This is a genomic window from Thermus sp. KWY1, assembly GCF_057547025.1.
The window spans coordinates 58,245-80,950 of record NZ_BAAJPG010000010.1 but is presented as its reverse complement, the minus strand read 5'-3'; the positions used below and the strand labels follow the sequence as shown (position 1 = coordinate 80,950).

Annotated in this window: 24 protein-coding genes; 6 read left to right on the top strand and 18 right to left on the bottom strand. The window is 64.0% G+C overall.

Annotation, left to right across the window (positions count from 1 at the left end; translation table 11 throughout):
• Nucleotides 1-51: 51 nt before the first annotated feature.
• The 5 genes from AC27GT_RS02855 to AC27GT_RS02835 are packed head-to-tail and all read left to right on the top strand — an operon-like array spanning nt 52 to nt 4,965.
• Nucleotides 52-1,110: a GGDEF domain-containing protein gene (locus tag AC27GT_RS02855; protein WP_487223514.1), complete on the top strand. Its 1,059-nt coding sequence runs from the start codon at nt 52-54 to the stop codon at nt 1,108-1,110.
• 57 nt (nt 1,111-1,167) lie between these two features.
• Nucleotides 1,168-2,280, top strand: a complete 1,113-nt coding sequence (locus AC27GT_RS02850) for an acyl-CoA dehydrogenase family protein (protein WP_371180286.1) — start codon at nt 1,168-1,170, stop codon at nt 2,278-2,280.
• A complete protein-coding gene (locus AC27GT_RS02845) occupies nt 2,265-3,419 on the top strand; it encodes a thiolase family protein (RefSeq protein WP_487223513.1) in 1,155 nt (384 codons plus the stop codon). Before AC27GT_RS02850 ends, AC27GT_RS02845 begins: the two co-directional genes overlap by 16 nt.
• A 9-nt stretch (nt 3,420-3,428) precedes the next feature.
• Nucleotides 3,429-4,160 (top strand): 3-hydroxyacyl-CoA dehydrogenase, encoded by a 732-nt coding sequence (locus tag AC27GT_RS02840; RefSeq protein WP_126218893.1) that lies wholly within the window; start codon nt 3,429-3,431, stop codon nt 4,158-4,160.
• Nucleotides 4,132-4,965 carry a CoA transferase gene (locus AC27GT_RS02835; RefSeq protein WP_487223512.1) on the top strand — a complete coding sequence of 278 codons (834 nt, stop codon included), beginning with the start codon at nt 4,132-4,134 and terminating at the stop codon, nt 4,963-4,965. The genes AC27GT_RS02840 and AC27GT_RS02835 overlap by 29 nt, the downstream gene beginning before the upstream one ends.
• Here AC27GT_RS02835 and AC27GT_RS02830 read toward each other — a convergent pair.
• From AC27GT_RS02830 to AC27GT_RS02795, 8 genes are read right to left on the bottom strand one after another with little or no spacing between them, the layout of a single operon-like run.
• The gene (locus AC27GT_RS02830) at nt 4,962-5,714 is read right to left on the bottom strand and encodes a 3-hydroxybutyrate dehydrogenase (RefSeq protein ID WP_487223511.1); all 753 of its coding nucleotides are present in this window, start codon (nt 5,712-5,714) and stop codon (nt 4,962-4,964) included. The two genes, AC27GT_RS02835 and AC27GT_RS02830, sit on opposite strands and share 4 nt — an antisense overlap.
• Nucleotides 5,704-6,432, bottom strand: coding sequence for an ABC transporter ATP-binding protein (locus tag AC27GT_RS02825; RefSeq protein ID WP_038029434.1), 729 nt, complete (start codon nt 6,430-6,432; stop codon nt 5,704-5,706). The genes AC27GT_RS02830 and AC27GT_RS02825 overlap by 11 nt, the downstream gene beginning before the upstream one ends.
• On the bottom strand, nt 6,429-7,184 hold the full coding sequence (locus AC27GT_RS02820) for an ABC transporter ATP-binding protein (protein ID WP_216593108.1): 756 nt from the start codon (nt 7,182-7,184) through the stop codon (nt 6,429-6,431). Before AC27GT_RS02820 ends, AC27GT_RS02825 begins: the two co-directional genes overlap by 4 nt.
• Nucleotides 7,181-8,110, bottom strand: a complete 930-nt coding sequence (locus AC27GT_RS02815; protein WP_038029436.1) for a branched-chain amino acid ABC transporter permease — start codon at nt 8,108-8,110, stop codon at nt 7,181-7,183. Before AC27GT_RS02815 ends, AC27GT_RS02820 begins: the two co-directional genes overlap by 4 nt.
• On the bottom strand, nt 8,107-8,979 hold the full coding sequence (locus AC27GT_RS02810; protein WP_038029439.1) for a branched-chain amino acid ABC transporter permease: 873 nt from the start codon (nt 8,977-8,979) through the stop codon (nt 8,107-8,109). The genes AC27GT_RS02815 and AC27GT_RS02810 overlap by 4 nt, the downstream gene beginning before the upstream one ends.
• 2 nt (nt 8,980-8,981) lie before the next feature.
• The gene (locus tag AC27GT_RS02805; RefSeq protein WP_126218895.1) at nt 8,982-10,208 is read right to left on the bottom strand and encodes an ABC transporter substrate-binding protein; all 1,227 of its coding nucleotides are present in this window, start codon (nt 10,206-10,208) and stop codon (nt 8,982-8,984) included.
• Nucleotides 10,209-10,211: 3 nt separating this feature from the next.
• Entirely contained in the window at nt 10,212-11,306 is a 1,095-nt protein-coding gene (locus AC27GT_RS02800; RefSeq protein ID WP_038029126.1) for a zinc-binding dehydrogenase, read from the bottom strand.
• Nucleotides 11,306-12,730 (bottom strand): CoA-acylating methylmalonate-semialdehyde dehydrogenase, encoded by a 1,425-nt coding sequence (locus AC27GT_RS02795; RefSeq protein WP_038029108.1) that lies wholly within the window; start codon nt 12,728-12,730, stop codon nt 11,306-11,308. Before AC27GT_RS02795 ends, AC27GT_RS02800 begins: the two co-directional genes overlap by 1 nt.
• 207 nt (nt 12,731-12,937) lie before the next feature.
• On the opposite strand from AC27GT_RS02795, the gene AC27GT_RS02790 reads away from it, so the two are divergent.
• A complete protein-coding gene (locus AC27GT_RS02790) occupies nt 12,938-13,876 on the top strand; it encodes a PucR family transcriptional regulator (RefSeq protein ID WP_126218514.1) in 939 nt (312 codons plus the stop codon).
• A gap of 23 nt (nt 13,877-13,899) precedes the next feature.
• On the opposite strand, the gene AC27GT_RS02785 is transcribed toward AC27GT_RS02790, so the two are convergent.
• From AC27GT_RS02785 to AC27GT_RS02740, 10 genes are read right to left on the bottom strand one after another with little or no spacing between them, the layout of a single operon-like run.
• Nucleotides 13,900-14,604, bottom strand: coding sequence for an ABC transporter ATP-binding protein (locus AC27GT_RS02785; RefSeq protein ID WP_038029111.1), 705 nt, complete (start codon nt 14,602-14,604; stop codon nt 13,900-13,902).
• Nucleotides 14,601-15,326 (bottom strand): ABC transporter ATP-binding protein, encoded by a 726-nt coding sequence (locus AC27GT_RS02780; RefSeq protein WP_028493216.1) that lies wholly within the window; start codon nt 15,324-15,326, stop codon nt 14,601-14,603. The genes AC27GT_RS02785 and AC27GT_RS02780 overlap by 4 nt, the downstream gene beginning before the upstream one ends.
• Complete coding sequence (locus AC27GT_RS02775) at nt 15,319-16,236, bottom strand: branched-chain amino acid ABC transporter permease (RefSeq protein WP_052037892.1); 918 nt, start codon at nt 16,234-16,236, stop codon at nt 15,319-15,321. Before AC27GT_RS02775 ends, AC27GT_RS02780 begins: the two co-directional genes overlap by 8 nt.
• A complete protein-coding gene (locus AC27GT_RS02770; RefSeq protein WP_038029114.1) occupies nt 16,233-17,090 on the bottom strand; it encodes a branched-chain amino acid ABC transporter permease in 858 nt (285 codons plus the stop codon). Before AC27GT_RS02770 ends, AC27GT_RS02775 begins: the two co-directional genes overlap by 4 nt.
• Nucleotides 17,091-17,108: 18 nt before the next feature.
• Nucleotides 17,109-18,284 carry an ABC transporter substrate-binding protein gene (locus AC27GT_RS02765; RefSeq protein ID WP_054392382.1) on the bottom strand — a complete coding sequence of 392 codons (1,176 nt, stop codon included), beginning with the start codon at nt 18,282-18,284 and terminating at the stop codon, nt 17,109-17,111.
• Nucleotides 18,285-18,300: 16 nt separating this feature from the next.
• Nucleotides 18,301-18,726 carry a MaoC family dehydratase gene (locus tag AC27GT_RS02760; protein WP_054392381.1) on the bottom strand — a complete coding sequence of 142 codons (426 nt, stop codon included), beginning with the start codon at nt 18,724-18,726 and terminating at the stop codon, nt 18,301-18,303.
• Nucleotides 18,704-19,453, bottom strand: coding sequence for an alpha/beta fold hydrolase (locus tag AC27GT_RS02755; RefSeq protein WP_054392380.1), 750 nt, complete (start codon nt 19,451-19,453; stop codon nt 18,704-18,706). Before AC27GT_RS02755 ends, AC27GT_RS02760 begins: the two co-directional genes overlap by 23 nt.
• Nucleotides 19,446-20,219 carry an alpha/beta fold hydrolase gene (locus tag AC27GT_RS02750; protein ID WP_054392379.1) on the bottom strand — a complete coding sequence of 258 codons (774 nt, stop codon included), beginning with the start codon at nt 20,217-20,219 and terminating at the stop codon, nt 19,446-19,448. The genes AC27GT_RS02755 and AC27GT_RS02750 overlap by 8 nt, the downstream gene beginning before the upstream one ends.
• Nucleotides 20,206-21,684: a class I adenylate-forming enzyme family protein gene (locus AC27GT_RS02745; protein ID WP_126218784.1), complete on the bottom strand. Its 1,479-nt coding sequence runs from the start codon at nt 21,682-21,684 to the stop codon at nt 20,206-20,208. The genes AC27GT_RS02750 and AC27GT_RS02745 overlap by 14 nt, the downstream gene beginning before the upstream one ends.
• Nucleotides 21,677-22,684 carry a 3-oxoacyl-ACP synthase gene (locus AC27GT_RS02740; protein ID WP_126218783.1) on the bottom strand — a complete coding sequence of 336 codons (1,008 nt, stop codon included), beginning with the start codon at nt 22,682-22,684 and terminating at the stop codon, nt 21,677-21,679. The genes AC27GT_RS02745 and AC27GT_RS02740 overlap by 8 nt, the downstream gene beginning before the upstream one ends.
• Between the last annotated feature and the right edge of the window lie 22 nt (nt 22,685-22,706).

The following is a 22,706-nucleotide window of genomic DNA, read 5'->3' as shown; positions in this document are numbered from 1 at the left end:
GGGCAAAGTCAAGCTGGCCTGGTGGTTTGGGCGGTATGGGTAGAATGCGGCATGACCCCTGAGATCTGGCCGGGGCTGGTCCGCCTGTACTGGCGCCTGGCCCTGATTCCTTTGGTGTGGATCCCGGTGGTGGTGCTTTATGGGGGCCGGGTGATGTACGCTGCCACGCTCCTTTACTGGTTAAGCCTTCCCGTCGCCTACATCCTGGGCAGGGTCACAGGCATGGGGCGCCTGGCCCTGATTCCTTTGGTGTGGATCCCGGTGGTGGTGCTTTATGGGGGCCGGGTGATGTACGCTGCCACGCTCCTTTACTGGTTAAGCCTTCCCGTCGCCTACATCCTGGGCAGGGTCACAGGCATGGGGCGCCTGGCCGTGGCCCTGCACCTGGGGGTGGCCCTATTCACCGCCCTCATGAGCCTGGTGGCCTCACCGGAGGCGGCGGTCACGGGGCTTTCCGGGGAGGACTGGCGGCTTGGGGTCATGGCCTTCTTCACCGTGGGCGCCTACGCCTTTGCCGCCTTCGCTGGCTGGCCCGGGCTTTGGCTGGCCTTGGCCTATGTCCTCCTCGCCCCCTGGCCCCAGGAGGAAACCCGGTTCCTGGTGGCGGCGGGGGGGCTTTTGGCCAGCATAGCGGGCCTCAGCGTGGCGGCCATGATCCGTCGCCTTCAGGCTTTGCAAAGCCTCATCCAGAGCGAGGCCCTCACCGACCCCCTCACGGGCCTGGCCAACCGCCGCTCCCTGGAGCGGGAGTTTCCCCGGCTCCAGGCCCTGGCCGCCCGGGAGGGGCTTTCCCTGGTCCTTTCCCTCTGGGACCTGGACGACCTGAAGGCGGTGAACGACCGGGAGGGGCATAAGGCGGGGGATGCCCATCTGGTCCGCTTCGCCAGGGTCCTGCGGGAGGAGGCCCGGGAAGGGGATGCCCTTTACCGGGTGGGCGGGGACGAGTTCGTGGGCCTGCACCTGGGCTTAAGGGATGGAGCCTCCCTGGAGGCGCGGGTCCATGCCCGTTTCCCCTCGGTTTCCGTGGGCTTCAGCCAGGTGGAGGGGAAGGAGCTGGTGCAGGCCCTCGAGGCGGCCGATGGGCTCATGTACCGGAAGAAGGGGAGATGAGGACTCTTGCCCCGGGGTTTTGGACCGGGTAAACTTTTGCCGGGGGTTCCCGTGGACCTGGAGAAATCCGTTCGGGAGCTGGCCCGGCGCTTTGCCCGGGAGCGCATCCTGCCCCAGGCCAAGCATCTGGACCAGGAGGCCCGGTTTCCCTGGCCTTTGTTTCGGGAGGCGGCAGGGCTTGGTTTTCCGGTACTGGTGGTCCCGGAGGAGCTGGGCGGGGCAGGGCTTGGGCCCAGGAGCCTGGTCCTGGTGGCGGAGGAACTGGCCTACGCCTGCACCGGGGTGGCGGCAGCCTTGCTCCTCAACAACCTGGTGGCGGATGCCCTTCTCCTCTCGGGAAGTGCCCACGCCCGAAGCTTTCTACCCCGGCTCAGGGAGGAGGTGGCCTCCTACGCCCTTACCGAGCCCCACGCGGGCTCGGATGTGGCCGCCATCCGCACCCGGGCGGAAAGGGTGCCGGGCGGATACCGCCTCCACGGGCGCAAAACCTGGATCAGCCATGCCCCGGAGGCCTCCTTTTTCGTGGTCTTTGCCAAGGTGGCGGAGGGCCGGGAGGGGATCGCTGCCTTTCTGGTGGAGCGGGGGATGGGGGTGGAGGTGGGGCCTCCTTTGCCCAAGCTGGGGCAGAAGGCCTCCCCGGCGGCGGAGGTGTACCTGGACGGCGTCCTGGTGCCCGAGGAGAGCTTGATCGCCCGGGAGGGGTTTGCCCTGGCCATGCGGGTGTTCAACCGCTCCCGGCCCATGGTGGCAGCCTTGGCGGTGGGGCTATTGCGGAGGGCCTTGGACGAGGCCCTGGCCTACGCTGCCATGCGGGAGGCTTTCGGCAGGCCCCTTCTGGAGCACCAGGGGGTGGGGTTTAAGCTGGCGGAGATGCTCATGGACCTGGAGGCCGCCCGCCTCCTCACCCTGAAGGCCGCCGAACTGGCGGAACGAGGCGAGGAGAACGCCTTGGAGGCAGCCACGGCCAAGGCCTTCGCCGCCGACGCCGCCGTGCGGGGGGTGTCGGAGGCCCTCCAGGTCTTTGGCGGAAACGGCTACAGCGAGGAGTATCCCTTGGCCAAACTGTACCGCGATGCCAAGGTGCTCCAGATCTATGAGGGAACCTCCGAGATCCAAAGGCTCGTCATCCTGCGGGAGCTGGTAAGGAGGCGGATATGGGAGAGCCCGTGATCCTCGAGGGGGTACGCACCCCCATCGGCAAGAGGAATGGAGCCTTGCGGGAGTGGCGGCCCGATGCCCTTTACGCCCAGGTCTTGGACGCCCTCCTGGAGCGGACGGGTATCGACCCCGGGCTCATCGGGGATGTGGTCACGGGTTGCGTGACCCAAACCGGGGAACAGGGGGCCAACATAGGACGGCTTGCCGTCCTCCTTTCCCGCCTACCCCAGGAGGTTCCTGCGGTAAGCCTGAACCGCATGTGCGGCTCCAGCCAGCAGGCTGTGCACTTCGCCGCCCAGGCCATCGCTGCCGGCGACCTGGACTTTGCCATTGCCGGCGGGGTGGAGAGCATGACCCGATCCCCCATGTTCTCCGATATCGGGGGAGGCTTCCACACCTTGAATCCGGCGCTTTTTCAGCGGTACGAGCTCGTCCACCAAGGGGAAAGCGCGGAGCGCATCGCAAAGAAGTATGGCCTCTGCCGGGAGGAGCTGGACGAGTGGGGCTATCTCTCCCACAGGCGGGCGGCCCGGGCCATCCAGGAGGGGCGCTTCCGGAGCCAGATCCTTCCCCTGGAGGGGGTGGATGGGGAGGGAAGGCCCTTCCTGCTGGACCGCGACGAAGGGGTGCGTTTCGACGTGGACTACGAGCGGATGCTGGCCTTGAAGCCTGTCTTCCGGGAGGACGGGGTGGTGACCGCCGGCAACTCCAGCCAGGTTTCCGACGGGGCGGCGGCCCTGCTCCTGGGGGATAGGGAAAAGGCCTTGGCCTTGGGCCTCCGCCCCCGGGCCCGTTTCCTTGCCCGGGTGGTGGTGGCGGGGGATCCCACCCTGCAACTCTTGGAGGTGATCCCCGCCACCAAAAAGGCCCTGGAGAAGGCGGGGCTTTCCCTTAAGGACCTGGACGTCATCGAGATCAACGAGGCCTTCGCCAGCGTGGTTCTGGCCTTCCTGCGGGAGTTTGGCCCCGACCCGGAGAAGGTGAACCCCAATGGCGGGGCCATCGCCCACGGGCACCCCTTGGGGGCCACGGGGGCCATCCTCATGACCAAGCTCCTTTACGAGCTGGAGCGCACCAGGGGGGAGTTTGGCCTGCAGGTGATGTGCATCGGCCACGGGCAGGCCACGGCCACCGTCATCCAGAGGATCTAGGGGTGAACCATGGAAAGAAGCGCTTTGGTGACGGGTGGGGCCTCGGGGTTGGGAAGGGCTACGGCCTTGGCCTTAAGGGATAGGGGCTACAGGGTGGTGGTCTTGGACCTCAGGCGGGGAGAGGATCCGGGCCTGGTTTACCTGGAAGGGGATGTGACCCGGGAGGAGGATGCTAAGCGAGCGGTGGAGCTTGCGGCCTCCCAGGCTCCCCTTTTTGCGCTGGTGAATGCGGCGGGCATCGGTTTGGCCCGCAAGGTTCTAGGGCGCGAAGGCCCCCACGACCTGGAAGGTTTCCGCAAGGTGGTGGAGGTGAACCTCATCGGTACCTTTAACGTCTTGCGCCTTGCGGCTTGGGCCATGCGGGAGAACCCTCCCGATGCCGAGGGGCAGCGGGGGGTGGTGGTGAGCACCGCCAGCGTGGCGGCTTTTGAGGGCCAGGTGGGCCAGGCGGCCTACGCGGCCAGCAAGGGGGGCGTGGTGGGCCTCACCCTCCCCGTGGCCCGGGAGCTTGCGGACTGGGGCATCCGGGTGGTGACCATCGCCCCGGGCCTCTTCGATACCCCCCTCCTTCAGGGGCTTCCTGAAAAGGCCAAGGCCTCGCTGGCCGAACAGGTGCCCTTTCCCAGGCGCCTGGGCCGGCCGGAGGAGTACGCCCTATTGGTCCTCCACATCCTGGAAAACCCCATGCTGAACGGGGAGGTGATCCGCCTGGATGGCGCCTTGCGCATGGCCCCCAGGTAGGGTTCTGGATCTCACCCGGCTTCTTCCCGGGCCCTTGGCGGGAAAGTTCCTTGCGGATCTGGGCTTTCCCGTCCTCAAGGTGGAGCCCCCTCGAGGGGACCCCCTCAGGGACTGGGCCCCGGAGGCCTACCGCTTCTTGAACGGGAAAAAGGAGATCCTGACCCTGGACCTGAAGAGGGGGGAGGATCGGGAACGTTTCCTGGCCTTGGTTCCCGAGGCCGCCATCCTCCTCGAGACCAACCGCCCCGGGGTCATGGAGCGGCTGGGCCTCGGGCCTAAGGTGCTCCTTGGGATCAACCCCCGCTTGGTCTATGCCCGGCTTCGAGGCTACCCGGATGCCCCAGACCCCGGCCACGACCTCACCTACCTGGCGGAGGCTGGGCTTCTCGGGCGCTTTCCCTGGAGGTCCTTCCAGTTCGCCGACCTGGCAGGGGCCTATGCCCTGGCCCTTACGGCCTTGAAGGGGCTGCTTCTTGGAGGTGGGGTGTACGAGGTGGCCCTCTCCGAGGCGGTGAAGGCCATGGCCTATCCCCCCATTCCCTTCCTGGATGGCTCCGTCCTGTGCTATGGGATTTACCCCACCCGGGAGGGGGAGGTGGCCCTGGCGGCTTTGGAGCCCCATTTCTGGGCCCGGTTTTGCGAGGAGGCGGGCCTTAGGGAGCTTCTTCCCTCGGCTTTCGATCCGGCTAGACCCGGCCTTCCACCTTACGAGCGGCTCCTGGCCTTCTTCCAAGGGAGGACCGCTCGGGAATGGGAGGCCTGGGCTAAGGAGAAGGGGATTCCCCTGCGGGCGGTGCGGGGCTAGCGGGCGGTCCAGCCCAGGTCGATGGGGAAGACGGCCCCCGTGATGGCCGAGGCCTTTTCCGAGGCCAGGAAGAGGGCCAAGGCCGCCACCTCCTCGGGTTCGATGAGGCGCTTGATGGCCGCTTGGGCCAGGAAGACCTTTTCCACCACCTCGCTTTCAGGGAGGGAAAGGGTGCGGGCTTGGTCGGCGATCTGGTTCTCCACCAGGGGGGTGCGCACGTAGGCGGGGGCGATGGCGTTCACGGTGATGCCATAGGGACCCGCCTCGAGGGCCACGGTCTTGGTGAGGCCCAAGAGGCCGTGCTTGGCGGAGATGTAGGCGGACTTGTAGGGGCTGGCCACCAGGCCGTGGACGCTGGCAATGTTGAGAATCCGCCCCCAGCCCTTGGCCTTCATCCCCGGGAGAAGGGCCTTGATGAGCTGGAAAGGGGCGGTGAGCATCACCTGGATCATCCTTTGCCAGGTTTCCAGGGGAAACTCCTCCACCGGATCGATGTGCTGGAAGCCTGCGTTGTTTACCAGTATGTCCACGCCGTACTGGGCCGCTTGCTTCCCGAGTTCCTCCACGGCTTTGGGATCGGCCAGGTCCGCCTGCAGGAAGATCCCGCCGAGCTCCTTAGCTAAGGCCGAGGCATCTTGGAGATCGTGGACCAGGACCCTGGCTCCCTCCCGGGCGAAGGCCCGGGCCAGGGCTAGGCCGATGCCGCTCGCTGCGCCAGTGATTAGAACTGTACGCTCTTTAAAGTTCACGGTAGTTAGACCCCTCCTTTACACCGGTTAAGGCCCGGACCCGCTCGGGATCATGGCGGAGTTCCATGGCAGGGCCCGAATGGACTATCCGACCGTCGTCCAGGATGTAGACCCAGTCGGCCAGCTCGAGGGCCAAGCGGGCATTTTGTTCTGCCAGAAGTATGGAAACCCCTTCTCCCTTAAACTTTTGCAAAGTTTCCCCAACCAAGCGGACCACAAGTGGCGCGAGGCCTTGGGAGGGCTCGTCTAGGATCAGAAGGCGGGGGTTTAGGAGCAAGGCTCTGGCGATGGCTAGCATCTGCTGTTCTCCTCCGGATAGCTGGCGTCCAGAGTGATGCCGCCTTTCTTGGAGTCTGGGGAAGAGCTGGTATATACGGTCGAGGTCAAAGGGTCCGGGGCGCTTACCCAAAGTGATGCGCAGGTTCTCCTCCACGCTAAGGTTGGGGAATACCCTCCGCCCCTCAGGCACATAGCCTACGCCCAGCATGGCAATCTGGTGGGGCGGCGCGTGGGTGATGTCCTGTCCAAAGAGAAGAACTTGACCCTCTTTCCTGGGAGGGGTGAGACCCAGAATTGCACGGATGGTGGTGGTTTTTCCAGCCCCATTTCGTCCAAGGAGGGCAACAAGCGTTCCTGCTTTGACCTGTAAGGAAACCGAGTGCAGGATATGGCTTTTGCCGTAAAAGGCGTTGACCCTATCCAGTTGCAGGGCGTTCACCCTGCCATCACCTCCTCCCCCAGGTAAGCCGCTTGGACCTTTTCGTCCTTGGCGATTTCGTCGGGGGTCCCCTCTGCAAGGACCTCCCCTAGGTGAAGCACGGTGACCCGATCGGCAATGCCAAAGACCACGGCCATGTCGTGCTCTATGAAGAGGAGGGTGAGCCCTTCCTCACGGTGAAGGCTTTTAAGCGTTTGTACCGTGCGCCAGGTTTCGGCATCGCTCATCCCCGCTGTAGGTTCGTCGAGGAGAAGAAGTTTAGGACGTAAACAAAGAGCCAAGCCAATTTCCACCAGGCGCTGGTCCCCATGGGCTAACTCTCCCACAAGGCGGCTGGCCTGTTCTTCCAGACCTAGGCGCTCTAGGAGAGCGGATGCTTCCTCTTCCAGAAAACGGGATTTCCGGGGCCAGGGGTAGGAGGAGAGGCTGTGGGCTGCCTCCAAGGCAATGATTAGGTTTTCCCTGGCCGTCAAATTGGTAAAGACCTGGGGTACCTGAAAGGTGCGGGAAAGGCCCAAGCGAATTCGTTCCTCGACGGCGATGTGGGTGATTTCCTTGTCTAGGAAGTAAACCCTCCCCCTATCAGGTCTTTTGGCCCCGGAGAGCAGGTCGAAGAGCGTTGACTTTCCGGCACCGTTGGGACCAATGATGGCGTGGATGCTGCCCGCTGCCACTTCCAGGTTCACCCCTGATACCGCTAGTAAGCGGCCGAAGGCCTTGCTTAGACCTTCTGCTCTCAGGATGGGCCTCACGTTGACCTCCTCTTGGTTGCAAGGCCAGCGACCCCACCGGGGAAGAATAGGACGGCTAGGATGAAGAGGATTCCGATGAATAGCATCCATTCCTGTGTGTAGGAGCTAAGAAGTTCCTCAAGGAGCACGTAGAGGGCCGCACCAATTAAGGGGCCGAAAAAGTGCCACCTGCCCCCCAGAAAGGCCATCATTACCAAGGTTCCAGACGTGGTCCAATGGAGGAAGCTGGGTTGGGCGAAGTTGATTTGGAGGGCAAGAAGGGCACCTGCGATGCCTGCTATTGCTCCTGATATCGTGAAGGCTATCCAGAGATAGCGTTCTGGTTTCAGGCTCAGGAAGCGTGCCCGAAGCATATTCTCTCGTAGGGCCAAAAAGGATCTACCTAGCGGCGACTGGACCAGTTGCCAGAGGAGGAAGCTGGAGAGAAGAAAGATGGGGAGGACAAAGTAATAGTAGGCCTCGCTGCTGGAGAGATCCAAGGTGAAGCCTGGTAAATGCAAGGGCTGTCGGGCAAACCCCCTTAGGCCGTCATCCCCCCCGGTAAGATCGCTCCACTGGAAGGCTATAAAGTAGAAGAACTGGCTGAAAGCGATGGTAAAGGTGGCGAAGTAGATTCCTCTCAGCCGAGTGATAAGCAGGCCAAGTAGGGCAGCGGCGATACCAGCAAGAAGGAAACCGCAGGTTACGGCCAGGAGTGTGCTTGGGAGGATGTGTTTTAGGGTGAGGCCTGCCCCATAGGCTCCCAGGCCTAAGAAGGCGGCGTGCCCAAAGGACACCTGGCCGGTATACCCTATGAGGAGATTGAGCCCCATGGCAGCTAAGCCCCATATGAGGATGTAGCTAGCGATCGCTGCATAGCTGCCCAGGGCTTTGAGCACCCAGGGTAAGGGAAGGAGCACGGCCAAGAGAAGGATCCAGGTTCTCATTCGAAAAACCCCTCCTGTCCGAAAAGTCCTCTAGGACGCAACAAAAGAACGAGAACAAGTATAAGATAAATGGCCAGTTCGCTAGCCAGGGCCAAAAAGTTTCCGGCTAGACCGGTGGCCATACCCACCAGAAGGCCTCCAAGGTAACTACCTCCCAGGCTTCCCACCCCACCTAAAATGAGGGCCACGAAACTGGGCATAAGGAGGCCAGTTCCCATGGTGGGCGAAAGGCCCAGCTGGCCAGCGGCCAGAACCCCAGCTAAGCCAGCCAAGAAGGCTCCCAGGGCAAAGGCCAGGGTGTACAGGCGCCTTACGTCCGTGCCAAGCGCGTTGAGGGTTTCCCGGTCCTGGGCTCCTGCTCGGAGGTAAAGGCCCAAACGGGTAAAGCGCAGAAGGAGATAAACCCCTAGTCCAGCCATTAGCGCTATGGCTAGGACCAGGATCCGGTAGCGGGTGAGGAAGAAGAGGCTGGTTCCGGGGAATAAAGAGCTTCCCAGGCCCTCTGGAATCCGGAAGGGTACCGCCACAGGACCGAAGAGGATGCGCACAGTCTCCTCAAGGGCCAAGGCTAGCCCAAAGGTAAGGAGAAGGCTCTCTAAGGGGTCGCGGCGGTAAAGGGGACGCATGATGCTGATTTCTAGGATGACCGCCAGGAGGGCAAGGCCTAAGGGAGCTAGGAGTAGAGACCAGTAGAATCCCACCAATCCGGAAAGCACGTAGCCCATGTAAGCTCCTACCACCAGGAAGCCCCCATGGGCGAGGTTGATGATGCGGGTCAAAGATAAGATTAGGGCTAGGCCTAGAGCTAGGAGGGCATAAAAAGCTCCGCTCACCAAGCCATTTAGAAGCTGGATCAAGAGGAGGTCCATACCTAGGGGTAGACGATACGGCAACCCGTTTCCTGGGGAGGTGGTGCGGCCTCTTCTCCTGGCACTACCCGTACCACCTCAAATATGTCATCGGGGTCTTGGCCTTGGCGCACATACCCCACGAAGACCCCAGTCATCAGCTGGTGATCCTCTTTTCGATAGTAGACCCGCCCTGGCTGAAGGGCTACGCTACGAGGTAGCTCCAGACCCTCCATGGCTTGAGCTACCTTAACAGCATCCAGGCTCTTGGCCTTGTTTATGGCTAGAGCCAGGCTCCATATAGCAGCGTATCCGAACCAGCTTCGTGCAGTGGGTACCTTGCGGTAGCGCCGACGGTACCGGTCCACAAAGGTTTTAACCTCAGGGACATTGGGCTGGATCCAGTACCACTCGAAGGTCCACCAGCCGATCCGGGCTTCTTTAGGCAGGGCTACAATATTCTCCCATTCCTGAAGTCCTCCGGCGATGGCCATCTGTTTGTCCAGGCCGAACTGAACGATTTGTTTGAGAATGGCTACCGCATCATCACCTGCTTGGAACACGAGAAGTACATCAGGTTTAGCCCTAGCTGCTTTGAGGAGAACGGCGGAGTAGTCCACTGTGCCCAAGGGCAATCGGTCGGCTCCAAGCACCTTGCCGCCCAGGCGCTCCGCCACCTTGGTAAAGCTCTCCTGTAAGGACCAGCCATAGGCGTAGTCGGGGGTGATGATGTACCAGTTTTTCCCAAAGCGTTCGGCCAAAAGCCGACCAATAGCATTGGCTTCCATGGACCCACTCGTGGGGATGCGGAAGGTGTTCCACCGGCAGCTTTGGCCTGTAATGGCGTCAGCGTGTCCCCCAGTAACAATGTGGAGCATCTTGTATTCGGCGGCGGTTTGACTCAGGGCTAAGGACACCCCACTGGATACCTCCCCCAGGGAGAACTGGATTTTATCCCGCTCCACCAGCTTTCTCAGCTTCTGTACCCCCACGTCGGTTTTTGCGGCCGAGTCTTCGGGCAAAAGCTCTAAGGGCCTGCCCAGGACTCCACCCCTCACGTTCACGTCGTCTACCGCCATGCGAGCGCCTTCGAGTTCACTGCGACCCAGGGCAGCGTACACACCAGAAAAAGGATCGACGAGCCCGATGCGGATGGCCTCCCGCCCTTGCCCCAGGCTGTTCAGGGTGAAGAAGGCGGAGCCTAAACCTAACTTCAAAACCCCTCTACGCGTAAGCTTGTACCTCAGCATACCCTAACCTCCCATCGCCACCACCGCCCGGCCCACGATCTGCCCCTTGTCCAGCCGTCGGTAGGCCAGGTCGGCTTCCTCCAAAGTGAAGCGATCAGTAACTTCTGCACCCACCCCCACGATGCCGGCTTGCGCCAGCTTGAGGAGGATGGGCATGTCCTTACGGGGCTTGGCCCCGTAGGAGCCTAGGATTTTGAGCTTGCGCCGGACCAAGCGGGTGATTTCCACCCCGGCCTCCATCCCTTGAGGGGCGATGCCTACGGGTACCATCCTTCCCCCATCCCGGAGGAGGTTTAGGGCCAAACGGAAGGTTTCCGGTCTCCCTAATGCCTCGAAGGCCACGTCTACTCCCCGCCCGCCCGTCAGGTCTAGAATGGCTTGGGGGGCTTCCTCCGGGGTGAAGGCATGGGTAGCGCCAAGGGTCCTTGCCTTAGCGAGTTTCTCGGGCCGGAGGTCTATGGCCACCACAGGGTAGGCGCCGAAAGCCCGGGCGATTTGGACGATCCCTAAACCCACCCCGCCGGTGGCCACCACGGCCACCGACTCCCCACCCTCGAGGCCAGCGGTTTTCACCGCACCATAGGCGGTGAAGAGGGCACAGCCGAGGATGGCCGCATCCTCCAAGGCAATGCCTTCAGGCAGGGGGAAGACATCCGTGGTGGGAACCACGGCATACTCCGCTAGGCCACCCATGGAGTACATCCATAGGGGCGTCCCGTCCTTGCGGAAGAGCCGCGTGGCGCCGTCGTAGAGCACGCCCCTGAGGCGGTTAAAGCTGAAGAAGCGCTCGCAGAGATCCTCCTCTCCCCGAACGCAGTAGGGGCACTGGCCGCAAGGCATGATGAAGCTGGAGACTACCTTTTCACCCACCTTTAGGCCCTCCACTCCCGGGCCTAAAGCGGCCACCGTACCCGAGATCTCGTGTCCTAGTACGCAAGGGGTAGGGAAGGCTACTTCTCCTTTGATCACATGGAGATCCGTGTGGCATACTCCGCAGGCTGCTACCCGTACCAGTACCTCCCCGGCTTTGGGTTCGGGAATAGGAACCTCCTCTATCCTCAAGGGTTCCCCCACCCGCTCCAATACCGCAGCCCGCATCACCATCTTTCCACCACCACCTTCCTTTGGGTGTAGAAGAGGAAGGCGTCGGGGCCGTGGGGGTGTAGGTCGCCGAAGAAGGAATTGCGCCATCCGGAGAAGGGGTAGAAGGCAAAGGGCTGGGCCACGCCCACGTTGATCCCCACCATCCCCGCCTGGACCCTTTCCCTGAACTCCCGGGCCGCCCGGCCGCTTTGGGTGAAGAGGGTGGCCATGTTGCCATAGGGCACGGCGTTGGCCTGGGCGATGGCCTCTTCCAGGTCCTGGGCGTAGGAGACGGAGAGCACGGGGCCGAAGATCTCCTCCCGCCCCACCACCATGCGGGGGGAGACCCGGTCCAGCACCGTGGGCCCCAGGAAGAAGCCTTTGCCCTCGATCCCCCGGCCGTCCAGGGCCAGCCTGGCCCCCTCCTCCAGGCCCTTTTGGATGTACCCCACCACCCGTCTCCGGTGCTCCTCCCGGATCAGGGGACCCACCTGCACCCCCTCCTCCCATCCCGGACCCACCCTGAGCCTGCGGGCGCTCTCCACAATCCTCTCCAAGAGTTCGGGGCCAACGCCCCCCACCCCTACGGCCACGCTCCCTGCCAGGCACCTTTCCCCGGCGTTGCCGAAGGCGGAGTTGAGGATCGCGGGGATGGCCTGGTCCAGATTGGCGTCGGGCATCACCACCAGGTGGTTCTTGGCTCCCCCGGCCGCCGAGACCCTCTTGCCGTGCTGGGCGGCCAGCTGGTAGATCCTCCGGGCCACGGGCTCGGAGCCCACGAACTGCACCGCCTTCACCTCCGGGTGGCTCACCAGGGCCTCCGCTGCCTCCTGGGCCCCGTGGACCAGGTTGAGGACCCCCTCGGGGAAGCCCGCCTCCAGGAAGAGCTCCGCCAGGCGCACCGCCCCCAAGGGGGTTCTCTCCGAGGGCTTGAGCACAAAGGTGTTCCCCGCCACCACGGCGATGGGGAACATCCACAAGGGGATCATCACCGGGAAGTTGAAGGGGGGGATCCCGGCTACCACCCCCAAGGGGTAGTGGAAGAGGTTCTGGTCCACCCCGCCCGTGACCTCCCGCAGGGTGCGGCCCTGAAGGAGGGTGGGAGCGCTGCAGGCGAAGTCCACCACCTCGATGCCCCGGCGCACCTCCCCGCGGGCCTCCTCCAGGGTCTTGCCGTGGTGGAGGGTGACCAGGTGGGCCAGGTCCTCAAAGTGCTTCTCCAAAAGTTCCTTGAAGCGGAACATGAGGCGGACCCGCTCCATGAGGGGGGTGCGGCTCCACACCTCAAAGGCTCTCTGGGCCGCAGCCACCGCCCGGTCCACCTCCTCCTTCCCCGAAAGGGGAACCTCCTCGATCACCTCCCCGGTGGCAGGGTTGTACACGGGCAACGTGGGGCGGGAAACCTCCTGCCACTCAGCACCGATTAGGTTCTTGACCATTCCCTCCTCCTTGGGGTCAACGGCTCTAGGTTTCGTGTTTAAGCGTAAAGGTAGGGCCAAGCCTCGTCTACTGTGACTTCATCCAAGGTAGGGCCCGGGGGTTTTGTGTTAGACCTCAAGTGGAAGGTCCCTGTATACTAGGGAGACGCCGAGGAGGGGAAAGGCATGGGTGCCCTTCACCGGACTCTTTGGTCCTGGGCTGAAACTATGGCCTGGCACTATGCCCAGGAAATCCCTGATTACGCCCGGCTGGATACGCGCATCCTCGAGCGGGATGTGGCTGTAGTTTCCTTTGAGTACTTGCGGGCCCTCGAGGAGGGCGGGAACGTGGAGGACCTGGCCTTGGCGGTGGGCCAGCGCCGGCGGAGCCAAGGCGTATCCCTCCCGGCCCTGCTCCGGGCTTACCGCCTCTGGGCCAAAGATGCCCTCGAGGCTCTAAAGGACTCGACGCCAAACCGCTTGGCGGAGCTGGCCCCCCGGGTGGTGGAACTTCTGGACCGGGTAAGCGAGGCCTCGGCTCAGGGATACCGCTTGGCCCTGGAGGGTAGGCTTCCCCGTGGATCGGTTGTGGGCATTGGGGTGGGGTTTGCCGATGCCGGGGCCATAGCCCTGGCCCCGCGCCACTTAAGCCTCCCCTCCGAGACCCTGGTCTACGAGCAAAGCCCCTTTGGTGCCCTGCTTTTTCTGGCCGCGCCCCTGGCCGAGGTGGAGCAGGAGCTTAGGGGCCTAGCCCGCAAGTGCCAGGCGGTGCTTTGGGTAGAGGAAGGGACGGATGCCTCAAGGGTCGGGGCGGACCTGGAGGAGGCTTTGGCCCTGGGTAGTTGCTTGCGGTTGCCGCCCGGCCTCTACCCAACCCGCTATTTGTGGCCCTTGGCCATTGCCTTGGATTCGCCCAAGGGAAGGGAGCGGCTATTGAGGCTCCTGGCTCCCCTCGAGCCCCATCCAGAGCTTTTGGCTACCCTGGAGGTCTATTTGCAGGCGGGGTTTTCCCTCAAGAAGACAGCCCATCGCCTGGGCCTCCATCCCAACTCTGTTCTCTATAGGCTTCATCGCGCCGAAGAACTGACTGGCCTTCACCTGGGTCGGGCGGAGGATTTGTGTCTGGTGAGCATGGCCTTGTACCTGTATCGTGCGGTGGGAGACTAGCGAACAGCGGCTTTGATGTGGCCTTACAAGCTTAGGTAAGCCTCCCGGATCCGGGGGTCCTCCAGCACCGCACGGGGTGGGCCGTGGAGCACGATGCGCCCGTGTTCCACCACATAGGCCCTGGCCGCCACCTCCAGGGAAAGGGCCACATTCTGTTCCACCAGCAAAATCCCCACCCCCTCTTCCGCCACCCGGTTGAGGGTTCTGAGCACCTCCTCGGCCAGCCGGGGTGCCAGGCCTAAGGAGGGTTCGTCCACCAGGAGGATTTTCGGGAAGCCCATGAGGGCGCGGGCGATGGCCAGCATTTGCTGTTCCCCGCCGGAGAGGGTGCCGGCAAGCTGCCTCCTTCGCTCCGCAAGCCGGGGAAAGAGGGTGTAGACCCGTTCAAAACCCTCCTTTTCCTGGCCAGGGGCCAGGAAGGCCGCTCCCAGGCGGAGGTTTTCCTCCACGGTCATCAGGGGAAAGAGCTGCCTGCCCTCGGGCACGTGGCCGAGCCCCAGCCTGGCTCTTTTGGCGGAGGAAAGACCCCCGAGGTCCTTTCCATCCCAAAGGATCCTGCCCCGCCAGGGGCGGATCAGGCCGGAAATGGTCCGGAGCAGGGTGGTCTTGCCCGCCCCATTGGCTCCTAGGAGGGCCACCAGTTCCCCTTCGCGCACCTCGAGGTCCATGCCGAAGAGCACCTGGGCCTTGCCATAGCCGGTTTCTAGGCCTTCTACCCTGAGCTTCATGCTCCCCTCCCCAGGTAGGCCTCCCGTACCCTCTGGTCCTGGGCTACCTTCTGGTAGGTTCCCTCGGCGATCACCTCGCCGTAGTCCAGAACCACCACCCGGTCGGCCAAAGCGCGCACCACGGGCATGAGATGCTCGATGAACAGGATGCTGACCCCGGCGTCGCGGATCCGCCGCACCAGGGCCACGGCTTCTTCGGCTTCCTTGGGGCGCAAGCCGGCCATGACCTCATCCAGGAGGAGCACCCTAGGCCGGGTGGCCAGGGCCCGGGCCAGCTCGAGCCGCTTGTCCTCTAGAAGGGTGAGCTCCCCGGCCAAAGCCTCCGCCCGGCGCTCCAATCCCGTGAGGCGCAGCACCTCCTCCACCCAGGCCTCCGCCTCTTTCTGTCGCACCTGGGGTTTGCCAAAGCGCGCCCCCACCAGCAGGTTCTCCCGCACGGTGAGCTCGGGGAGGGGCTGCACGATCTGGAAGGCCCGTCCGAGACCCAGGTGGGTGCGGGCCTCCGGGGGGAGATGGGTGATGTCCTGCCCTTGGAATAGGATCCGGCCCGAGTCGGGCCTTAGTAGGCCTGAAAGAAGGTTCAAGAGGGTGCTTTTTCCGGCTCCGTTGGGGCCGATGACCGCCAGGATTTCCCCTTCTTCCAGGTGAAGGCTCACTTCCTTAAGGGCCTGTAGCCCCAGGAAGCGTTTGCTCACCCTTATGACTTCCAGAACCTTACCCACGGTGCCTCCCCAAAACGCCCACCAGGCCGCGGGGCAGGAAGAGGATGACCAGGATGAGGATGGCTCCGTAGACCACCAGGTATCCCTCCTGGATCCAAAGCCTAAGGGCCTGCTCGAGGCTTACCAAGGCCACGCCGCCCAGCAGGGGCCCCAAGGTGGTGTAAAGCCCGCCGAAGATGGGGATAACCAGGGCTTCCACGGCTCTTGCCAGGCTGAAGGCGTCATAAGGGGAGAGGAAGAGGGTTTTCATCCCATAGACGCCGCCAGCGAGCCCGGCCACCACACTTCCCAAGAACAGGGACCAGAGTTTTACCCGCACCACCTGCACGCCCAGGACCCGGGCCACCGCCTCCGATTGCCGGGTAGCCGCCTGGGCGAGGCGGAATGGGCTCCTTTCCGCCCAAAGGCTCAGGGCTGTGGCCAGGAGGAGGACGCTGAAGCCCAGGTAATAAGCGGCCAAAGGCCAATTCCCTCCAAAGGGGGGCAGGACCGGAAGGCCAATGGGTCCGCCGGTAAAGGGGAGTTTCAGGGCCAGGGTGCGGAGCACCTCGCTGAAGGCCAGGCTGGCCATGGCGAAGTACAGGCCGTGGAGGCGCAAGGTTACCCACCCCAGGACCAGGGCTCCGGCCCCCGCTGCCAGGGCTCCCAGGCAAAGGGCGGGGAGCGTGCCCACCTGGGGGGCCAAGAGCCCAGCTCCATACGCGCCTAAACCGAAGAAGGCACCGTGGGCCAAGGAAAGCTGGCCGGTGCGGGCCACCAGGTCCCAGGAGAGGGCCAATGCGGTAAGGAGGAGGACGAAAAAACCCACGTCCAGGAGGAAGGCCCGCCAGATCCCTAAGGGAAGGTAGGGTAGCAGGACGAAGAAGAGCAGGAAGAGGAGGATCAGGCTAAGGTGGCCGAAACCCTTCATGCCTCCCTCCAGGCCCGGCCCACCAGGGCGAGGAAGAGCACCAAAAAGAAGACCGCCTCCACGAGCCCTCCCCCTCCCGGTAGATAGGTGCTCACCAAGGCCTCGGCCAGGGCCAGAACAAAGCTGGCGGGCACCACCCCCTTGAGGTTGCCAAGCCCGGCCAGGGCCACGATGGCGAAGGATTTGAGGGTAAAGGCGAAGCCCACGGTGGGGCTGGCGTACAGCATCACCGAGAGCATGACCCCAGCTATACCGGCCAAGGCAGCGGCCAGGCCGAAGGCCAGGAGGTAGACCCTTTCCGCCTCAATCCCCAGAAGCCCGGGGGCCAGGCGGTTTTGGGCCACGGCCCGCATGGCCAGGCCTAGCCGGCTTCGGGTGAGGAAGACCTGGAGCAGCAAGAGGATGGCGAGGGAGAGCAAAAAGGCCCCCAAGGGTACGGCTCCCAGGAAGAAGGGGCCCAGGGAGAGGGTGGTCGCTTGGTAGGGTGGGGCCACCACCCGGGTGTCGGCACCGAAAAGGAGGAGGGCTAGGTTTTGCAGGAGGATGGCCAGCCCGAAGGTGAGGAGCATTTGGTTGAGTTCCGGGGCCTTTAGTACCGGCCGGATCAGGCCCTGGTAGGCCAGGCCTCCCACCAAAAAGGCAGCCAGGAAGGCGAGGCCCAAGGAGAGGAGGGGGTCCACCCCCCGGAAGGCAAAGAGGAGGTAGGAGAGGAAGGCCCCCATCATCAAAAACTCCCCGTGGGCAAAGTTAACGATCCCCACCACCCCCAAGGAGAGGGCTAATCCCGTGGCCACCAAGGCGTAGATCCCGCTCATGAGGAGGCCGTTCAGGAGGGTTTGCAGCAGGAGCTCCATGGTCTTCCCGCCAACTCCTTATCTCAGGTAGTACTCCCCGGGGTAGCGCAAGGGCCTTGTGGCCACTTCCTTGGGGAACACGGGCCGGCGGCTTCCCTGCAGGTACTGGAACTGGAACCAGATCTCCGGACCAAACCCCTGGTACTTGGTGCGGCCCGTGTCCGAGGGCTTAAAGGATAGAGGGCCGAAGGGGGTGTTCATCTTGAGGCTGGCCAAGGCCTCGGCGATGCGGTTCTTGTCGGCGCTACCTGCCTTTTCCGCCGCCAGGGCCAGGCTCTTGACAATGGTGTAGCCCATGGGGGCCATGTATTCCTCCGTGACCTCCCCGTACTTCTTGCGGTAGGCGTCCACGAAGCGACGGGACTCGGGGTTGGCCACCGTGGGCAACCAGGCGGTCATGCCAGCGATGTCATTGGAAAGCGGGTTCTTTTCGAAACCGATGGGCCAGGAGGGCGGGGCGCCGTAGATGAGCTTGGGCCTGAGCCCCACCTGCCTTGCCTGGGTGGCGATGGGCAAGGCATCCACGTCGTACCCGATCCAATAGAGAATGTCCGGGGCGAAGGCCCGGAAACGGGTGAGGATGGCGGTGAACTGGCCGCTTCCCGCCTTGAAGGGTTCCGCCTGGACCTGGTAGCCCAGTTTTTCCAGCTGCTGTTTGTAGACCCCGATGCCCGCAGAACCAAAGGGCCCATCCTCGTAGAGGATGGCCACCTTTCTTGCCCCATGTTCCCGGTTTAGGTACTGGAAGAACTGCAGGGCGGCGGCCACGTTGTGGTAGTCCCAGGGGTGGTAGTGGAAGAGGAGGGGGTACCCCTCGAAGGCCTGCTCCACCACGGAGCTGGCGGCCCCGATGGCCAAGAAGAGGGGCCCGTACTGCTTCACGGGGCCGGAAAGGGCAAAGGTGACGCCGCTAGCCAGGCCTCCGATCACGATGTCCACCTTGTCCACGGTCATGAGCTTGGTGAAGGCAGGGACGGCTTTGGCCGCATCGGTGCCGTCGTCCACCACCACCAGCACCAACCGGACCTTGCCGGCGGTGTTCACCTCGTCGGCGGCCAGCTGGATGCCGTTCAGCGCCGCCTTACCCGAAACCGCCGAAGCCCCGGACAGGGGGAGGATGACCCCCACCTTCAGGGAGGTCTGGGCAAAGGCCAGACCTGTCACGAGAGCCAGAAATCCCAACACCTTTCGCATCCCGTACCTCCTTTCCCTAGGGCCTTGCGCCCGTAGGTTCCTCGTAGAGCACCACCGCCTCACCCTCGATAACCCTCTCCCCCCGCTGGTTTTCGCAGAAGGTATCCAGGGTGAGGACCAGGCCGCCCTTCTCCCTCTCCCGCACCGCCTTGACGATGGCGGTGGCGGTGATGGTGTCCCCCAGGTAGGTGGGTTTAAGGAAGCGCAGGGTCTGGGAGAGGTAGATGGCCCCGGTGCCCGGCAGTTTCGTGCCGATCACCGTGGAGATGAGGCCCGCCACCAGGATGCCCTGGGCGATGCGTTTGCCGAAGCGGCTTCCTTTGGCATAGGCCTCGTCCACGTGCAGGGGGTTGGTGTCCCCCACCGCCCCCACGAAGAGGGCCACGTGGGCCTCGGAGATGGTCTGGGTGTAACTGGCCCTATCCCCTACCTTGAACCTCACCGTATACCTCCTTTACAAAGTCCTTCAGAATGTCTTTCAAGAGTTCCGGGCTTTCCAGGTTCACCGAGTGGCCCACCCCCTCGAGGACAAGAAGCCTCCCCCTGGGGAAGAAGGCTGCGGTTTCCTCCGCCATAACCCGGGTGACGAGGGGGTCCAGGGTGCCGTAGACCACCAGGACCGGCCCGGGATAGGCCCTTTCCAGCCGCCAGGCCGCCAGGGCCCGGGCGTTGCCCTGGAAGTGGGCGGGGTGCATCCCCTGCGCCTTCTCCACCAGCTCAGGAAACCAGGAAGGCCTGCGGGTGGGCGCCATGGCCGCCAGGGCCTGGGCCAGGGCCTCCCGGTTGTGCCGGTAACCTTCCAGGATAGGGTAGTAGGCCTCAGGGGTTTGCAACCCGGAGGGCGGGGCGGGGTTGATGAGGACGAGTCCCCGGGTCTTCTCGCCCGCCGCTTCCATCACCACCGCACCCCCCAGGGAGTGGCCCACCAGGATCGCTTCTTCCGCATCCTTTTCCCGGAGGAAGGCCCTTAGGGCCTGGGCGTAGGCGGGGATGGAAGGGGTGAAATCCCGGGGTGCCTGGCTTTCCCCGAAACCCGGGAGGTCGGGGGCCAGAAGCCAGGTCCCCTCGGGAGGGTTCTGCAAAACCTCCCGCCACCACTCCTTGCAGGCAAAGTTTCCATGGACCAGCACCACGGGGACTCCCTTTCCGCTTTCCAGGCAGCTAAGCATGGATTTCCTCCATAAACTTCCTCACGGCTTGGGCGAAGGCCAAGGGATCCTCCAGGGGGGCTGCGTGGCCTGTGGGCAGGGCTTGAAGCTTCGCTCCCAGGGCCTCGGCCAGGGCCTGGGCGTAGGGCTTGGGGAAGAGCAGGTCCTCCTTCCCGTAGAGGACCAGGGCGGGCAGGGCCAGGCTGTGAAGGCGGGGCCTGAGGTCCTCGAGGCTGAGAAACCCTAGAAGGAGCCTTTCCTGGGCCCTCTCGTCCGGTGCCTGGGCGATAAGGGAAGCGAGGCCTTCCTCCGTGAGGAGCTCGGGATGGGCGTTGAGGAAGCCTGCCCCATAGACCCAAGGCAGGGCTACCCTTAGGCGCAAGGGGGTGCCTCCGGTCTTCAGGGCGTGCAGCCAGCTACCCACCTTGGCCCTTAGGGCGGGGTCCAGGTAGGGGGTGGTGCAGGCCAGGACCAGGCTTCGGAAGCGTGTAGGAGCCATGAGGGCGGCCTGCAGGGCCACGATGCCCCCGTTGGAAAGACCTACCAAGGAGGCCTCCTCCCAGCCCAGTTCCTGCAAGAGGGCAAGGAGATCTTGAGCGTGCGCCTTTGGGGTGTAGGGGCCCTCGGGGGCCTCGCTTTCCCCCTGGCCCCGCATGTCGTAGCGGAGGAGGGTGTAGCCCCCAAGGAGGGGCACCACGGGGTCCCAGCTTTCCAGGCGTTGGAAGAGCCCGTTGAGGAGCACCACCTTTGGCCCCTCTCCCTCCACGCGGTACCTAAGCCTGGCCATGTTCCGCCTCCCACATCCTTTTCAGAGCCTCCTTCTGCACCTTCCCGGGCCCGGACTTGGGTAGCTCCGGCAAGAAGACGATGTGCTTGGGTGCTTTGTACCCCGCCAGCCGCTCCCGGAGAAAGGCGCGGAGGGCTTCCGCCTCCAGGGGTTCCTTCAGGACCACGAAGGCCACCCCCACCTCGCCCCACTTGGGATCCGGCACGCCCACCACCGCTGCCTCCCGCACCGCCGGGTGGTCGTATAGGGCCCTTTCCACCTCCACGGGGTAGACGTTTTCCCCTCCGGAAATGAACATCTCCTTCCTGCGTCCCACGATGTAGAAACGCCCCCCCTCATCCTGAAAGGCCAGGTCCCCGGTCCTGAGCCAGAGCCTTTCCCCATCGTGGACAAAGACCTTGGCGTTCTCCTCGGGGCGGCGGAAATACCCTTTCATGACCACGCTTCCCGAAAGCCAAAGTTCTCCGGTTTCCCCTGCCTTGGCCTCCTGCCCATCCTCCCGCACCAGTCGGGCCTTCAGGTGGGGCATGGGCCGGCCCACGCTTTCGGGATACGCCTCCGCTTCCTCCAGCTCCAGGGTGAAGCAGTTCACCCCGCATTCGGTGAGGCCGTACCCCTGCTTGAAGCGGACGCCTTTCCTGCGAAAGGCTTCCCGGACCGGGGCCGGACAAGGAGCCCCGCCGGAGATGGCGAAACGCACGAAGGAGAGATCGGCCTCGGCGAAGCCCGGGGTTTCCAAGAGCATCTGGAACATGGTGGGTACCAGGAAGAGGAGGGTGGGGCGGTGGGTCAGGGCGAGGTCCAGGTACTCCTCGGGCCGGAAACGCTCCTGGATCACCACGCTCCCGCCCAGGTAGAGGAGGGGAGTGGCCAGGGCGTTCAAGGCAGCGTGGAACATGGGGGTGGCTACGATGTACCGATCTTCCCGGGAAAGTCCCCAGGAGAAGGCGGTTTGGACGGCGTTAACCAGGAGCTGGCGGTAGGGGATCAGGGCTCCTTTGGGCAGGCCGGTGGTGCCTCCGGTGAAGAGGAGGAGGGCGGGGTCTTCCAGCCCTACCCGGGCGGCTTCCTCTATTTCCGCCCCCTCGAGGAGAACCTCGAGGGGCAGGGCCCTAGGATCCAGGGCCTGGGCGATTTCCTGGAAGCCCTCCCCATACAAGAGCGCCCGGGGCTCGGTATAGGTGTAAAGGGCCTGGAGCTCGGGAAGGCTGAGGCGGTGGTTGAAGGGGGTGAGGATGTGCCCGAGGAGGGGGCCGGCGAAGAGGAGGTCCAGGTACGCCGGGTGGTTCCAGGCGAGAAGACCCACCCGGTCCCCTTTACCCACCCCCAGGTCCCGGAGGGTTCCGGCGGCCCTTTGCGCCCTTTGGTAAAGCTCGGCGTAGGTCAGCCATGCCCCACGGAACCAGACCGCCTGGCGCCTTGGATGGTAGGCGGCAAGGCATCCCAGCCAGTTGGGCTCAAGCATGAAGCCCTCCTTCCAGGCGGAGTACCGCTGCCCCGTAGAAATAGCCCACGCCCGCCGCGGCCAGGGCTACCAGGCTTCCCTCCCGCAAAAGCCCCTTCTCCCAGGCCAGGTTCAGGGAGAGGATGGGGTCCAGCTGGCCCAGGTGGCCAAAGCGCTCCAGGTAGATGGACTGCTCCTCCCTTAGCCCCAGGCCCTCCAGCACCGCCCGGTGGGCTGAGCGCTTCATGTGGAGCAGAGCCAGGTAATCCAGATCGGCCTCGGTGTACCCTGCTTCTGCCAGGGCTTCCCGTATTACTTCCAGGAAGGTGGGAATAGAGGTGGCGTCCAACCGCTGTTTCATGGCTTCGGGGTCCTCCACGCGGAGGCGGAACGCCGAGAGGTTGCCCGGGGTTAAGGGGTTGCGGGTGCCGCCCACGGGCACCTTGACCGCCAGGGCCAGGGTTGGGTCCATGCGGTGGGCGAGGCCCAGAAGCCTTAACCCCGGGCCCTTTCGGGTGAGGACCAGGGAAGCACCCCCTGCGGCCAGGTCATAAAGGAAGCGGGTGTTGGGGTCCAGGTAGTCCACCAGGTCCCCGTTGCGGTAGCCCCCCGCCACCAGGACCACCTGCACCTCCTTGTGGGTGGCGAAAAGCCCCCGGGCCACCTCCAAGGCCCCCATAAGGGAGGCGCACTTCTGGTTGAGGTCTAGCCCCTTGGCCCTCGAGGCCCCAAGGCCCAGGGCCAGGTAAGGAGCTGTGGTCCAGACGGGGTAATCCTTAAATTCCTCCACGATGGAAATCACCCAGTCCACCGCTTCCCCGGGAAGGTTCGCTGCGCCCAAGGCGGCCTGGGCAGCCCATAGCGCCATGTCGGCGGGGTGGTCCTTGGGTCCCGGTACGGGTTTTTCCAGGATGCCCAGCTTTTCCCGCACCACCTCGGCAGGCAGATGGGTCCAGGCTGCAATCTCCTCGGCGGTAACGCGGCTTTCTGGCAGGTAAACCCCAAGGCTGTGCACGACCATCTGCTACCAGGTTAGGGTGCGA

Bases quoted from the DNA above. Each gene is read 5' to 3' on its own strand.
- AC27GT_RS02855 (WP_487223514.1), top strand. From the start codon at position 52: ATGACCCCTGAGATCTGGCCGGGGCTGGTCCGCCTGTACTGGCGCCTG.
- AC27GT_RS02845 (WP_487223513.1), top strand. From the start codon at position 2,265: ATGGGAGAGCCCGTGATCCTCGAGGGGGTACGCACCCCCATCGGCAAG.
- AC27GT_RS02840 (WP_126218893.1), top strand. From the start codon at position 3,429: ATGGAAAGAAGCGCTTTGGTGACGGGTGGGGCCTCGGGGTTGGGAAGG.
- AC27GT_RS02835 (WP_487223512.1), top strand. From the start codon at position 4,132: ATGGCGCCTTGCGCATGGCCCCCAGGTAGGGTTCTGGATCTCACCCGG.
- AC27GT_RS02815 (WP_038029436.1), bottom strand. From the start codon at position 8,110: ATGAGAACCTGGATCCTTCTCTTGGCCGTGCTCCTTCCCTTACCCTGG.
- AC27GT_RS02810 (WP_038029439.1), bottom strand. From the start codon at position 8,979: ATGGACCTCCTCTTGATCCAGCTTCTAAATGGCTTGGTGAGCGGAGCT.
- AC27GT_RS02805 (WP_126218895.1), bottom strand. From the start codon at position 10,208: ATGCTGAGGTACAAGCTTACGCGTAGAGGGGTTTTGAAGTTAGGTTTA.
- AC27GT_RS02800 (WP_038029126.1), bottom strand. From the start codon at position 11,306: ATGCGGGCTGCGGTATTGGAGCGGGTGGGGGAACCCTTGAGGATAGAG.
- AC27GT_RS02795 (WP_038029108.1), bottom strand. From the start codon at position 12,730: ATGGTCAAGAACCTAATCGGTGCTGAGTGGCAGGAGGTTTCCCGCCCC.
- AC27GT_RS02790 (WP_126218514.1), top strand. From the start codon at position 12,938: ATGGCCTGGCACTATGCCCAGGAAATCCCTGATTACGCCCGGCTGGAT.
- AC27GT_RS02785 (WP_038029111.1), bottom strand. From the start codon at position 14,604: ATGAAGCTCAGGGTAGAAGGCCTAGAAACCGGCTATGGCAAGGCCCAG.
- AC27GT_RS02775 (WP_052037892.1), bottom strand. From the start codon at position 16,236: ATGAAGGGTTTCGGCCACCTTAGCCTGATCCTCCTCTTCCTGCTCTTC.
- AC27GT_RS02770 (WP_038029114.1), bottom strand. From the start codon at position 17,090: ATGGAGCTCCTGCTGCAAACCCTCCTGAACGGCCTCCTCATGAGCGGG.
- AC27GT_RS02765 (WP_054392382.1), bottom strand. From the start codon at position 18,284: ATGCGAAAGGTGTTGGGATTTCTGGCTCTCGTGACAGGTCTGGCCTTT.
- AC27GT_RS02755 (WP_054392380.1), bottom strand. From the start codon at position 19,453: ATGCTTAGCTGCCTGGAAAGCGGAAAGGGAGTCCCCGTGGTGCTGGTC.
- AC27GT_RS02750 (WP_054392379.1), bottom strand. From the start codon at position 20,219: ATGGCCAGGCTTAGGTACCGCGTGGAGGGAGAGGGGCCAAAGGTGGTG.
- AC27GT_RS02745 (WP_126218784.1), bottom strand. From the start codon at position 21,684: ATGCTTGAGCCCAACTGGCTGGGATGCCTTGCCGCCTACCATCCAAGG.
- AC27GT_RS02740 (WP_126218783.1), bottom strand. From the start codon at position 22,684: ATGGTCGTGCACAGCCTTGGGGTTTACCTGCCAGAAAGCCGCGTTACC.